The following is a 12688-nucleotide window of genomic DNA, read 5'->3' as shown; positions in this document are numbered from 1 at the left end:
GCACCTTGGCGAAGCGGTTCTCATTCCAGTCTGCCTTGGCACGCTCAATGCGATCCGCCGAGCTGGAGACGAAGTTCCACCAGATATGCCGATCTCCATCCAGGGTCGCGCCGCCGAGGAGCATGATCCGTGCATCCACCCGTGCGTCGTCGGCGGTCGTCGTTGCGGCCCTGGTGCTGGGGCTCGTCGCGGCTCTGACGGGGTGCGACTCCGTCGCCCGGATCGCTGGACCGGACCCTGCGGAGACGGCCGAGGAGCTGGCCGCGGCCCTGACCTCGGGCAGCTTCGACGAGCTGACCTTCGTGGACAGCACCGCGGCCGAGGTCGGCGAGGAGTTCACCGCGATCGTGGCCGGCATGGGCGACGTGGAGCCGAGGGTCAGTGCCGACGACGTCGAGGAGCGCGACGGTGTGACGCAGGCCGTGCTGACCTGGAGCTGGCCGATCGGGGAGCAGACCTGGACCTACCAGAGCCGAGCGGCGCTGGCCGAGGATGCGGACACCTGGCAGGTCGACTGGGCGCCGAGCGTGGTCGAGCCGAGCCTGGGTGAGGGTGCGCGGCTGGACCTGAGCTCGATCGGGGCGAGGCGCGGGCCGATCCTGGGTGCCGGGCGGGACACCATCGTCACCGACCGACCCGTCGTCCGGTTCGGCATCGACCGCACGCAGGTCCCGGCCCGCCGGGCGGCCGCATCCGCGAAACGGCTGGCCGCCCTGGTCGACATCGCTGCGGCGCCGTACGCCGCCCGGGTGAAGGCTGCGGGGGAGAAGGCGTTCGTCGAGGCGATCGTCTTCCGCGAGGGCGAGGTGCCCTCGGAGCTGGCGGGCATCGATGCGATCCCCGGCGCACGGGGGGTGCCGGACGAGCTGCCCCTGGCTCCGACCCGCCAGTTCGCCGCGCCCCTGCTCGGCTCGGTGGGGCCGGTCACGGCCGAGATGATCGAGAAGGAGCCGGAGCGCTTCGAGGTCGGCGACGACGCCGGGCTCTCCGGGCTCCAGGCGCGCTACGACGAGCAGCTCCAGGGCACGCCCGGCGCGATCGTCGACGCCCTGGACGCCGAGGGCAACCTGACCGAGCTCTTCCGCGCCCCGGCCACCCGGGGCAAGGCGCTGCGGCTCACCCTCGACGTGGATCTCCAGCGAGCTGCCGAGGCCCAGCTCGCCGGGGTGGGCCCGGCCAGTGCGCTGGTGGCGATCCGTCCCTCGTCGGGCGCGATCCTGACGGCCGCCAACGGTCCCGGCACCAACGGCTACAACATGGCGACCTTCGGCCAGTTCGCTCCGGGCTCGACGTTCAAGGCGGTCAGCGCGCTGGCGCTGCTGCGCGCCGGACTGACCCCGGACTCACCGGTCTCGTGCCCCGCCCGGATCGTCGTCAACGGCAAGGCGTTCACGAACTACTCCGACTACCCGAGCTCCGGCATCGGCCGGATCCCGCTGCGGACCGCGGTCGCCAACTCCTGCAACACCGCCTTCATCTCCCAGGCCGACCGGATCGCGGGCAGTGCGGTCGCGGATGCGGCAGCCTCGCTGGGTCTGGGAATCGACCACGACCTCGGCTTCCCCGCGTTCCTGGGCAGCGTGCCGACCCCGGAGTCCGAGACCGAGGCGGCTGCCGGACTGATCGGGCAGGGGCGGATCCTCGCCTCACCGATGGCGATGGCGGCCGTGATCGCCTCGGTCCAGTCGGGCAGGACCGTCATCCCGCACCTGGTCTCGTCGGTCCGCAGCGCTCCGGACGGGGTCGAGCCGTTGACCCGGGCCGAGGCGACGCAGTTGGGCGCCCTCCTGCGCGGCGTGGTCACCTCGGGGAGTGGCCGCGGACTGGCCGACGTACCCGGCCCTCCGGTGATCGCCAAGACCGGCACCGCTGAGTTCGAGCGGGACGGGAAGATCCTCACCCACGCCTGGATGATCGCCGCCCAGGGCGATCTCGCCGTGGCGGCGTTCGTCGAGCAGGGCGAGTCCGGGTCACGTACCGCCGGGCCGATCCTGGAGGCGTTCCTGCGCGCGGCGCGCTAGTCGGACGGCGGGGTGGTCGAGGGGGTGGACGAGGCCGGTGACACGGGAGCGAGTGCCTCGCCCTCGCAGCAGTTCGCCTTGAACTTGCAGTGCGGGCAGAACCACCGGGTCGCGATCGGGTCGAACTCGTAGCCGCAGGCCATGCACGAGTAGTAGCCGCTCAAGGGGGGCTCCTGTCTGTCCTGGAGTGGGAGCGGAGGCTCTCAAGCCTCTCACGCAGCGGCTCTCTCGCAGCGCTCCGGAACGTGGCGAGCCCCTCGCTGCATGGGGTCAGCGAGGGGCTCCTTGCCGACTGAGGAGTGCTCCCTCCAAGGTCGACAGCACAAGAATCCCACAGTGATCGCGCCCCTGTCCGGGTTTTCTCCGAGCATCGGTGAGGCAAAGTGGCCCCATGAGCGGACTGGACCTCCTCGCCCCTGATCAGCGCGGCCTCTTCATCGGTGGAGCCTGGCGGCCCGCCGAGGACGATGAGCGGTTCCCGGTGGAGGACCCGGCGGACGGGTCGGTGATCACCCGCGTGGCGGACGCCTCGCTCGCCGACGCCGAGGCCGCCCTGGACGCGGCCGTCGCGGCGCAGGCGGACTGGGCGGCCACACCGCCGCGGGATCGTGGCGAGATCCTGCGCCGTGCCTTCGAGCTGATCACCGAGCGAGCCGACGACTTCGCCGAGCTGATGAGCCTGGAGATGGGCAAGACCCTGGCCGAGTCCCGCGGGGAGGTGACCTACGGCGCTGAGTTCTTCCGCTGGTTCTCCGAGGAGGCGGTCCGGATCCACGGGCGCTGGATGCAGGCCCCGGCCGGGGGCAGCCGGTTGCTCACGATCCGCAAGCCGGTCGGCCCGTGCCTGTTCATCACCCCCTGGAACTTCCCGCTGGCGATGGGCACCCGGAAGATCGGTCCCGCGGTCGCGGCCGGCTGCACGATGGTGGTCAAGCCGGCCGCGCAGACCCCCCTGTCGATGCTCGCTCTGGCCGCGACCCTGGCCGAGGCCGGGCTGCCCGACGGCGTGCTCAACGTGATCACCACCTCGCGCTCGAGCGAGGTCAGCGAGACGCTGCAGGCCGACGAACGCCTGCGCAAGGTCAGCTTCACCGGCTCCACCGGGGTCGGCAAGGTGCTGGTCCGCCAGTCCGCCGACCAGCTCCAGCGGCTCAGCATGGAGCTCGGCGGCAACGCGCCGTTCCTGGTCTTCGAGGACGCCGACGTCGACGCAGCCGTCGACGGGGCGATGCTGGCCAAGATGCGCAACATCGGCGAGGCCTGCACCGCGGCGAACCGCTTCCTGGTGCACGAGTCGGTCGTCGAGGAGTTCGGCCAGAAGCTGGCCGCCCGGATGGCGGCGCTCACCCTCGGGCGGGGTCAGGACGACGGCGTCGACGTGGGCCCGCTGATCGAGGAGAAGGCCGTCGAGTCGGTCGACCAGCTGGTCACCGACGCCGTGCACGACGGGGCGCGCCTGCTGTGCGGTGGCAGGGTCCCCGACCGAGCGGGCTGGTTCTACGAGCCCACGGTGCTGATCGACGTTCCGGCGGACTCGGCGATCAACTCCGAGGAGATCTTCGGCCCCGTCGCACCGATCACCAGCTTCGCCAGCGAGGAGCAGGCGATCGAGCGCGCGAACGACACCGTCTACGGCCTGGCCTCCTACGTCTACACCCGGGACCTCTCCCGCACGATCCGGCTGGCCGAGGCCTTGGAGTTCGGGATGGTCGGGGTCAACACCGGCCTGCTGTCCAACCCGGCCGCCCCGTTCGGAGGGGTGAAGGCCAGCGGCTTCGGCAGGGAGGGTGGCTTCGAGGGCATCGAGGAGTACCTCGACACGACGTACGTCTCGTTGCCGGCCGGCTGATCGGCAGCGCCATGGAGCCGTACGCCGAGACCCGGCACCAGTACGTCGAGTTCGCCGCCCACACCCGCGGGGAGTCGCCCTGCTTCACGGCGTGGGCCCAGGAGGTGGCCGAGGATCGCGAGGTGCTGGCCTGGATCGGGACCCTGCCGGGGATCAAGCAGCAGCCCAACCTGGTCTTCGCGCGGCTGGCCCGGGGGCGGCCGCTGGCGTTGCTCGAGGTCGGTGCGAGCGCCGGGCTCTGCCTGCACCCCGACGGGTTCGACTACGAGTGGGAGACGACGGCCGGGCCGGTCCGGATCGGCTCGGGCGGCCCCCGGCTGCGCTGCCGGGTCACCGGGACGCCGCCCCTGCCCGAGGCGCCACCGGAGGTGGCGTGGCGGGGAGGCATCGACCTCAACCCGCTCGACGTCGCCGACGAGGAGGCGATGGCCTGGCTGACGAACCTCGTCTGGCCCGAGCAGGACGAACGCCGGGACCGGCTCACCGCCGCGATCGAGGTCGCCCGTCGAACTCCGCCCACGCTGGTCCGCGGCGACCTGGTCGAGGAGCTGCCGGCCCTGCTCGAGCGCGCCGCTGCGCACGGCCCGGTGGTGGTCTTCCACAGCGCCGTGGTCGCCTACCTGGCGCCCGAGGAGCGATGGCGGTTCGCGGAGCTGATGACCGGGCTGGTCGCGGAGGGCGTCTGTCACTGGGTGAGCAACGAGGCGCGCCAGGTGCTGCCCTCGATCGCGTCGACCGCCCCCGAGATCCCCGAGGAGGAGGGGGCGTTCGTCCTCGGGGCCGACGGGCGGGCCGTGGCGCTGACCCACGGTCACGGCCAGGCGATGACCTGGCTGGCCGATCGCTGATCGGCCCGGTCGACGATCAGTCGGGCTCGACCAGCAGGGTCAGGCCCGCGCGGGAGCGCAGCTCGAGCTTGCGGTAGACGTGCGAGAGGTGCCACTCGACGGCCTTGACGGTGACGGTGAGGCGTTCGGCGATCTGCCGGTTGGTGAGACCGGTCGCTGCGAGCAGGGCCACCCGACGTTCCGCCTTGGTCAGCAGGGCGAGCGCCTCCTCGCGGACCCGGCTCGGGGTCTCGCCCATCAGGACCAGGAAGCGGCGTACCCGGGTCCGCAGCGGCCAGAGGTCCTGCGCGCCGGCGTACACCTCCGCCGAGCGGAGCAGTCGCAGGGCCTCCGCGGACGCGGCCGCACTCGACTGCAGCATGAGCAGGCTGGCGAGGTCGGTGTCGATCTGGGCCGCGAGGCGGCGGGCCTCGGTGTCGGCGAGGACCTCACGTGCCCGACGCAACGTGGCGATCCGGTCGCCGGTGGCGTCGGCGGCCGCCAGGGCGCGCAGCGCCTGCGCCGACTCGTACGGCGCCCCCTGCGCCAGGCGGAGCTGTTCGCGACCCAGCGCCACGGCCCCACGGCGCTGTCCCAACCGGATGGTGGCCAGGGCGGCGACTGCGCGCCAGGGGAGCAGCAGGGCCTCGGGCCCCTCGGCTGCCAGCAGCTCGCCGACCCTCATCAGGTGGCCGGCGGCGAGCTCGGGCTCACCCAGGGCCGAGGCGAGCTCACCTCGGGCGAAGTGCGCCACGGCACCCGTGACACCGGGCAGGTCGAGGAGGGGGGTCAGGTCGGTGCTGAGGGCGAGGGCGTCGCCGACGTCTCCGCGCGCCAACCGGCACTCCATGCTCAGCGCCACCAGCACGGCCCGCTCCCGGTCCGCCGCCGCGGTCGCGGACTGCGCGGCGTCGTCGAGCTGGGCGAGGGCCTCACGGATCCGACCTCGACGGACGAGGTCGTGCGCGCGGAGGAGGGTCGGGTCGGAGGTCAGGGTGGCGTGACCGGGCGCGACGACCGTCTCCAGGGGGGTTGCTGCGGAGGGATCGTCGAGGCACGGCGCAGCCTCGGGGGGAAGCATGCGTCGAAGGCTAGGAACTGCCCCGCACGCAGGGGTCGAGATGGCCCGATCTTGACCGAGTGGACCAGTCCGGTCGGGAGTATTCTGGGACAGTCCTGTTCTCGGGAACGGAGGCCAGCATGACTCGGCTGCTGTACGTGACTTCCAGTCCCCAGGCCCCCACGGTGTCCTACTCCCGCAGGGTCTCGGACGCCTTCGTCGCCGCCTACCAGCGGCACCATCCCGATGACGAGATCGACTGCCTGGACCTGTGGCAGGAGCACCTGCCGGAGTTCGGTCCGGTGGCGAGCGCCTGGAAGACCAAGGCGATGCTCGGCCGACCGCCGTCGCTGGCCGAGGAAGCCGAGCACCAGGTCGTCGAGTTGTCGATCCGCCGGTTCCTGGCCGCGGACAAGTACGTCTTCTCGGTGCCGATGTGGAACTTCGGCATCCCCTACAAGCTCAAGCACTACTTCGACGTGATCGTGCAGCCGCGGCATACCTTCGGGCTGGACCCCGAGCGCGGCATGGTCGGTCTCGTGCCGTCGACGCGACCGGTGCAGCTGATCCTGGCACGTGCCGGCGTCTACGCCCCCGACAGTGGCGCCGAGGCCATGGACCACCAGGTGCCGTACCTGCGGATGATCCTCGGCTTCATGGGCCTGAACGATGTCCGCATCCAGATCGTGGAGGGCACCGGTGCCGGTCCGAAAGCGGCCGAGCCGATGATCTGCGCCGCGATGGAGCGCGCGGCCGAAGCCGGCGCGAACTTCTGAGATCAGCCGGCGGTGCTGCTGCGCACGATCGCGAGGGCGCGCTCGGCCAGCGGCCGGACGGCCTCGCGGTCCTCAGCGACCAGGCCGACCCGGGTGCGCCGGTCGAGCAGGTCGTCGACGTCGGCCGCTCCCTCGTGGGTGATCGCGAAGATCAGCTCGGCCAGGGTGACCGGCGCATGCGCCGACGCCGGCGCGAGCAGCTCCTCGTCCGAGAGGCCGCTGATCTCGCGCGCCGTGGCCAGCACCAGGCCGGCGTCGGTGCCGAACCGGCGTACCAGTCGGGCCGGCTCCTCGAGCGCGGCGAGCTCGTCGCGGCCGGCCGCTCCGGCCAACGGCAGCCGGCGCGTCCGGCACGGTCCCGCGACGAGGCCGGACTGGGTGATCGCGCGGTCGAGGGCATCCTCGGCCATCTGGCGGTAGGTGGTCAGCTTGCCGCCGACGACGGTGACCACGCCGGAGGCGCTGGTCAGGACGGCGTGCTTGCGGGAGAGGTCGGCGGTGGACCCGTCGGCGGTGTCGAGCAGGGGCCGGAGGCCGGCGAAGGCACCGACCACGTCGCTGCGCCGCAGCTGTCGGGAGAACGCCGCGGACACCACGTCGAGCAGGAAGCCGATCTCGGGCTCGGTCGGCTCGGGCACGTCGGGGATCTCGCCCTCGACGGGTTCGTCGGTGAGCCCGACGTAGAGGGTGCCGTCCGGTTGCGGGAGCACGAGGACGAAGCGGTTCGACTCGCCCGGGACGGGCGCGAAGACCGAGACGGTCAGGTCGGGCAGGCTCTCCGGGCGCAGCACCAGGTGGCTGCCCCGGCTGGGGCGCAGGGTGACCTCCTCGACCAGGTCGCCGGCCCAGACGCCGGTGGCGTTGACGACGGCCTTCGTGGTCACGGTGTGGGTCGCGCCGGTCAGCTCGTCGCGCAGCTCGACCCGGGTGCCGGTGGCGGAGAGCACCCGGGCCCGGGTGCGCACGTGCGCGCCGTACGACGCGGCGGTGCGGGCGATGGTGGTGACGAGCCGGGCGTCGTCCTCGAGCTGTCCGTCCCAGGAGAGCAGCCCGCCGCGCAGGCCGTGCGGGCGCAACGTCGGGGCGAGCTGGAGGGTCTCGGTCACCGAGAGCCGGCGCGGACGCGGCAGCGTCTCGGGGCTGGTCCGGGCGCCGCGGCGCAGCGCGTCGCCGGCGAGCAGTCCGCTCCAGGTCAGGGCGCCCTGGGCCCGGCTCACGCTGGAGTTCAGCGGGATCAGGATCGGCATGGCGTTGCACAGGTGCGGCGCGGTGACCTCGAGCAGGAGGCCGCGCTCGACGGCGCTCTCGTGGGCCACGCCGATCTGGCCGTTGGCCAGGTAGCGCAGGCCGCCGTGGACCATCTTGGAGGACCAGCGCGAGGTGCCGAAGGCCAGGTCGTGGGCGTCCACGGCCAGCACCGTCAGGCCGCGGGTGACGGCGTCCAGGACGGCGCCGGCTCCGGTGACGCCGAGCCCGATCACGACCAGGTCGACCTCGCTGGGGGCATCGGCCAGGCCGGGGGTGATCCGGCGGGCGCCGATCGGCTCGCCGGGAGGGGTGGCGGGTGGGGTGGCGGTGGGTGCGGGGGTCATGGCAGCAGGGACCTCGTCATCAGGGTGGCGAGCTCGGCATCGAGGTCGTGACGGTCGACGCCGTCGCCGAGCATGGTGGAGGAGGAGAGGACGAAGCCCTGGGCGGCCAGCAGCAGGCCCCGGGCGATGACGACCGGGTTGCCGGCCCGGATCGAGCCGTCGGCCTGACCGGCGGCGACCTGGGCCTGGACGAGCCCGAGGATGGCGTCCTGGGAGCGACCGCGACGGTCGAGCAGGTAGGGCAGCAGCAGCTCGGGGTCCAGCTCGAGGATCCGGCCGAAGAGCTCGTTGTCGCGCAGGTTGCGCACGGTCGCGACGAGGTCGCCGATCAGCCGCTCGCGGACCGGGTCGTCGGTCGACTCGTGGGCGACGGTCGCGGCGACCACGCCGGCCCACTCCCGCGTCATCAGGTCGCCGAGCAGGTGCTGCATGTCGCCCCAGGTGCGGTAGATCGTCATTCGGGAGACGCCGGCGCGCCGGGCGACCTCGGTCAGCGTCGTACGCCGCCAGCCCACGTCGAGGATGCAGGCACGGGCGGCGTCGAGGTAGTGGTCGCGCGGGTTCTCGGTCAGTTCCACCGAACCGTTGTGACGAAGTGACGTCATGTGTCACAATGTAACACATGACCGACACGAGCAAGAGCCTCGAGATGCACCCCCAGGGCTGGGGCGACCCGGCCGCCGCCACCCCGCTCCCGGAGTCCGCACGCGGCCTGATCGAGCTGGCCTTCGGGGTGGACCGCCGCCCCGCCGTGGACCACGTGGAGCTGCCCGCCTCGGGCCTGGCGCCCGGGCTCCTCGACGGTCTGCGCGAACTGCTCGGCGACGAGCACGTCCTCGCCGACGACGCGACCCGACGCCTGCGCACCCGGGGCAAGTCGACCCCCGACCTGCTCAAGGCCCGCGCCGGCGACCTCTCCGACGCCCCCGACGCGGTCGTGCGACCCGACGGACACGACCAGGTCGCGGCGGTGCTCGCCTACGCCGTCGAACACCACCTCGCGGTCGTCCCGTTCGGTGGCGGCACCTCGGTCACCGGTGGGCTCGCCGCTCGCCGCGAGGGGTACGCCGGCCTGATCAGCCTCGACCTGATCCGGATGAAGCGGCTGCTCTCGGTCGACCAGGTCTCGATGACCGCCACCCTCGAGCCCGGCCTGCGCGGCCCCGAGGCCGAGGCGCTGCTCGCCGAGCAGGGGCTGACCCTGGGCCACTACCCGCAGTCCTTCGAGTTCGCCACGATCGGCGGCTTCGCCGCCACCCGCTCCAGCGGCCAGTCCAGTGCCGGCTACGGCCGCTTCGACGCCCTGGTGATGGGGCTGCGGGTGGCCACCCCCCGCGGCGAGATGGTGCTGGGCAGCTCGCCCGCCAACGCCGCCGGCCCGGACCTGCGCCAGCTGCTCCTGGGCTCCGAGGGCACCTTCGGTGTGATCACCGCCGTCACCGTCCGGGTGCGTCGCCTGCCGGCGGTCAAGGTCTACGAGGGGTGGCGCTGGCCGTCGTTCGTGGAGGGGGCTGCCGCCATGCGTCACCTCGCCCAGGCCGGGCTGCTGCCGACCGTGCTGCGGCTCTCCGACGAGGCCGAGACGTCGATCAACCTGGCCCGCCCCGACGCGATCGGCGGCGAGAGCGCCGGCGGCTGCATGATGATCGCCGGCTACGAGGGCGACCCCGAGATCGTCGAGGCGCGCCGCTCGGTCGTCACCGCGATCCTGACCGGCCTGGGCGGCGAGAACCTGGGCGAGGAGCCCGGGCAGTCCTGGGCCCACGGTCGCTTCAACGCGCCGTACCTGCGCGACGCGCTGCTCGACGCCGGCGTCCTCGTCGAGACCCTCGAGACGGTGACCTTCTGGTCGAACACCGACCGGTTGTACGCCGACGTGAAGGCGGCCCTCGAGGCCAGCCTGGGCGAGGGCACGATCGTGCTCTGCCACCTCAGTCACGTCTACGAGACGGGGTGCTCGCTCTACTTCACCGTCGCCGCCAAGCAGGGCGACGACCCGCTGGGCCAGTGGCTCGACGCCAAGGCCGCGGCCAGCGACGCCATCATCGACGCCGGCGCCAGCATCACCCACCACCACGCTGTCGGGACCGACCACAAGCCGTGGCTGGCCCAGGAGATCGGGCCGCTGGGCGTCTCGGTGCTCCGCGCCGTCAAGGCCGACCTCGACCCGACCGGCATCCTCAACCCCGGAGTGCTGATCCCGTGACCCGTGCCTTCACCTTCCTGGTCAACCCTGCCTCCGGCGGCGGGGCTGCCCCCGAGGCCGTGGTCCCGGTCGCGCGACTGCTGCGGGAGGCCGGAGCCGTGGTCGACGTGACCTACTCGCCGGGCCCCCGGGCGATGGGCGACCTGCTCACGGGTGCCCTGGAGCGCGGCGACGTCATCGTCTCGGTCGGCGGCGACGGCATGCTCTCCTCGCTGGCGGGCCCCGTCTCCGCCGGCGGTGGCACGCTGGCCGTCGTCCCGGCCGGGCGTGGCAACGACTTCGCGCGGATGCTCGGGCTTCCCGAGGACCCGGCGAAGCTGGCGCAGCTGCTGCTCGAGGCGCCCGCCCGCACGGTCGACCTGGTCCGCTGGACGCCACCCGGCGGTGAGGCCCGGATGGTGGCCGGCTCGGTCTACTGCGGGGTGGACGCCCGCGCCTCGGAGATCGTGGACAAGGCGCACGCCCTGCCCCGGACGCTGCAGTACCCCTATGCCGCGGTCCGGGCGCTCGCGACGTACCAGCCCGGTCGCTACCGGGTCAGCGTCGACGGCGAGTCGCACGAGTACTCGGCCGCGACGGTCGTCGTGGCCAACTCGGCGTACTACGGCAAGGGGATGAAGATCGCGCCGAGCGCGGTCGTGGACGACGGCCTGCTGGACGTGGTCGTGATCGAGGCCGGCTCCAAGATCGACCTGCTCCGCTCCCTGCCCAGCGTGTACGGCGGCTCGCACGTCGACCGCGCGGAGGTGACCGTGCTGACCGGCCGTCGGGTCGAGCTTCGCGGACGTGCGCGCAACCCGATCCCGGTCGGCGGCGACGGCGAGCCGCTCGGTGTCCTGCCCGGGCTGAACGACGAGCCCGCGGTGGTGGAGGTCGTCCCCGGCGCCCTCTCGGTGATCAGCTGACGTCGAGGCAGGATCCTCGGGTCAGGACGCGAAGGTCCACACCAGCAGCTCGGTGGGCACGGCGGCGGTCAGCTCGAGGCCCGGGTGCTCGCTGATCCGATAGGCGTCGCCCTCGCCGAGCGGCTGGGCCAGTGACGAGCGCCGGAGGGCTCCCTTGGCGACGTACACGTGCTGTCGGGGGTGCTGGGGCAGGGTGATCGTCCCGCCCTCGGGCAGGCGGGCGACCCACAGGTCCGCGCCCCGGGTGCCCACGCAGGCCACGCCGGGGAGGTCGCGGCCCGACGCGACCAGGGTCCACTCGCCCTCCGGGATCTTGACCGGGGTGCGCCGCAGCTCCGGGGGCGTGCCCGGCCGGTCCGGGGTGAGCCACATCTGCACGAAGCGGGCCGAGCCGAACTCGGCGGCCGTCTCGGTGTGGGTCACCCCGCCCCCGGCGGAGAGCACCTGCACGGTGCCGGGCCGCAGGTAGGACGGGGCGCCCTTGTCGTGGCTGTGCACGACGACACCGTCGAGCACCCAGCTGACGATCTCGACGTCGGCGTGGCTGTGCTCGACGAAGCCCCGTCCCGGGCCGAGCCAGTGGTCGTCGTGGCAGATGAGTGGCCCGAAGGCGACGTTCTCGGGGTCGTAGTGGCTCCCGAACGAGAAGGCGTGCCGGGTGAAGCGGCCGGGCTCCTTGGTCACGAAGCGGGGAGAAGCTCGGCGGATCTCGACAGTCACGGGCATCATTGTGCCGTGCTTCCCCATTTTCCCGCCGGTTTCCGGTTCGGCACGGGCTCGTCGGCCTACCAGGTCGAGGGCGCGGCGGCCGAGGACGGCCGAGGCCCCAGCATCTGGGACGTCTTCGCGGCCAAGCCCGGGCGGATCAGGGACGGCAGCACCGGAGACCGGGCCTGCGACCACTACCACCGCTATCCCGAGGACGTGGCCCTCCTCGAGCGGCTCGGGGCGGACGGCCACCGCCTGTCCCTGTCGTGGTCACGGATCCAGCCGACCGGTGCCGGGGCGGCCAACCCGGCGGGCCTGGACTTCTACGACCGGCTGATCGACGCCCTGCTGGGCGCGGGCGTGCAGCCCCTGGTGACGCTGCACCACGGCGACCTGCCCCAGGCCCTCGAGGACGACGGCGGATGGCTCAACCGCAACACCGTCGACCGGTTCGCGGAGTTCGCCGGGCTGGTGGGGGAGCGCTACGCCGACCGGGTCGAGCAGTGGGTGCCGGTCAACGAGCCGAGCGTCCTCGCCTACCGCGGTTACGTGACCGGGGAGTACGCGCCGGGGCGGCGGCTGATGCTGGACGCGCTGCCCGTCTCCCACCACCTCCTGCTCGCGCACGGCCGGGCGGCGATCGCGCGGAGGGCCGCCGGCGCGACGAGCGTCGGCTGCGCGAACAACCACGTGCCGATGTGGCCGGCCAACGACGACGCCGCCAATGTGGGCGCCACCACGCTC

Annotated in this window: 13 protein-coding genes; 7 read left to right on the top strand and 6 right to left on the bottom strand. The window is 72.9% G+C overall.

Annotated features, from left to right (window positions below):
* Window positions 1–124, bottom strand: a 124-nt coding sequence (locus tag ABZE72_RS12330; RefSeq protein ID WP_372729330.1) for a pirin-like C-terminal cupin domain-containing protein, incomplete at its 3' end; no start/stop codon positions are given.
* On the opposite strand from ABZE72_RS12330, the gene ABZE72_RS12325 reads away from it, so the two are divergent.
* Window positions 123–2021, top strand: coding sequence for a penicillin-binding transpeptidase domain-containing protein (locus tag ABZE72_RS12325; RefSeq protein ID WP_372729329.1), 1899 nt, complete (start codon window positions 123–125; stop codon window positions 2019–2021). The two genes, ABZE72_RS12330 and ABZE72_RS12325, sit on opposite strands and share 2 nt — an antisense overlap.
* On the opposite strand, the gene ABZE72_RS12320 is transcribed toward ABZE72_RS12325, so the two are convergent.
* Complete coding sequence (locus ABZE72_RS12320) at window positions 2018–2185, bottom strand: hypothetical protein (protein WP_372729328.1); 168 nt, start codon at window positions 2183–2185, stop codon at window positions 2018–2020. The genes ABZE72_RS12325 and ABZE72_RS12320 overlap by 4 nt on opposite strands.
* Before the next feature lie 227 nt (window positions 2186–2412).
* Between ABZE72_RS12320 and ABZE72_RS12315 the strand changes: the two genes are divergently transcribed.
* Both ABZE72_RS12315 and ABZE72_RS12310 read left to right on the top strand, forming a co-directional pair.
* Window positions 2413–3870 (top strand): NAD-dependent succinate-semialdehyde dehydrogenase, encoded by a 1458-nt coding sequence (locus ABZE72_RS12315; RefSeq protein ID WP_372729327.1) that lies wholly within the window; start codon window positions 2413–2415, stop codon window positions 3868–3870.
* Window positions 3871–3881: 11 nt separating this feature from the next.
* On the top strand, window positions 3882–4718 hold the full coding sequence (locus tag ABZE72_RS12310) for a DUF2332 family protein (RefSeq protein WP_372729326.1): 837 nt from the start codon (window positions 3882–3884) through the stop codon (window positions 4716–4718).
* 16 nt (window positions 4719–4734) lie between these two features.
* On the opposite strand, the gene ABZE72_RS12305 is transcribed toward ABZE72_RS12310, so the two are convergent.
* Window positions 4735–5778 (bottom strand): LuxR C-terminal-related transcriptional regulator, encoded by a 1044-nt coding sequence (locus ABZE72_RS12305; protein WP_372729325.1) that lies wholly within the window; start codon window positions 5776–5778, stop codon window positions 4735–4737.
* Window positions 5779–5897: 119 nt separating this feature from the next.
* Between ABZE72_RS12305 and ABZE72_RS12300 the strand changes: the two genes are divergently transcribed.
* Window positions 5898–6533: an FMN-dependent NADH-azoreductase gene (locus tag ABZE72_RS12300; RefSeq protein WP_372729324.1), complete on the top strand. Its 636-nt coding sequence runs from the start codon at window positions 5898–5900 to the stop codon at window positions 6531–6533.
* 2 nt (window positions 6534–6535) lie between these two features.
* Here ABZE72_RS12300 and ABZE72_RS12295 read toward each other — a convergent pair whose 3' ends face one another.
* Window positions 6536–8125 (bottom strand): glycerol-3-phosphate dehydrogenase/oxidase, encoded by a 1590-nt coding sequence (locus ABZE72_RS12295; RefSeq protein ID WP_372729323.1) that lies wholly within the window; start codon window positions 8123–8125, stop codon window positions 6536–6538.
* Entirely contained in the window at window positions 8122–8730 is a 609-nt protein-coding gene (locus ABZE72_RS12290; protein WP_372729322.1) for a TetR/AcrR family transcriptional regulator, read from the bottom strand. The genes ABZE72_RS12295 and ABZE72_RS12290 overlap by 4 nt, the downstream gene beginning before the upstream one ends.
* Before the next feature lie 17 nt (window positions 8731–8747).
* Here ABZE72_RS12290 and ABZE72_RS12285 point away from each other — a divergent pair, with 17 nt between their 5' ends.
* Together ABZE72_RS12285 and ABZE72_RS12280 are read left to right on the top strand one after the other, a co-directional pair.
* Window positions 8748–10331 carry an FAD-binding oxidoreductase gene (locus ABZE72_RS12285; protein WP_372729321.1) on the top strand — a complete coding sequence of 528 codons (1584 nt, stop codon included), beginning with the start codon at window positions 8748–8750 and terminating at the stop codon, window positions 10329–10331.
* On the top strand, window positions 10328–11236 hold the full coding sequence (locus ABZE72_RS12280) for a diacylglycerol kinase family protein (protein WP_372729320.1): 909 nt from the start codon (window positions 10328–10330) through the stop codon (window positions 11234–11236). Before ABZE72_RS12285 ends, ABZE72_RS12280 begins: the two co-directional genes overlap by 4 nt.
* Before the next feature lie 21 nt (window positions 11237–11257).
* Here ABZE72_RS12280 and ABZE72_RS12275 read toward each other — a convergent pair whose 3' ends face one another.
* Window positions 11258–11956, bottom strand: a complete 699-nt coding sequence (locus tag ABZE72_RS12275) for a pirin family protein (RefSeq protein WP_372729319.1) — start codon at window positions 11954–11956, stop codon at window positions 11258–11260.
* A 15-nt stretch (window positions 11957–11971) separates the two neighbouring features.
* Between ABZE72_RS12275 and ABZE72_RS12270 the strand changes: the two genes are divergently transcribed.
* Window positions 11972–12688 (top strand): glycoside hydrolase family 1 protein (locus ABZE72_RS12270; RefSeq protein ID WP_372729318.1); only part of this gene is annotated, 717 nt, incomplete at its 3' end.

This window comes from Nocardioides sp. (assembly GCF_041600255.1).
In the GTDB taxonomy this organism is placed as follows: Bacteria; Actinomycetota; Actinomycetes; order Propionibacteriales; family Nocardioidaceae; genus Nocardioides.
The sequence above is the reverse complement of the archived record's forward strand: the minus strand, read 5'-3'. Positions and strand labels throughout refer to the sequence as shown.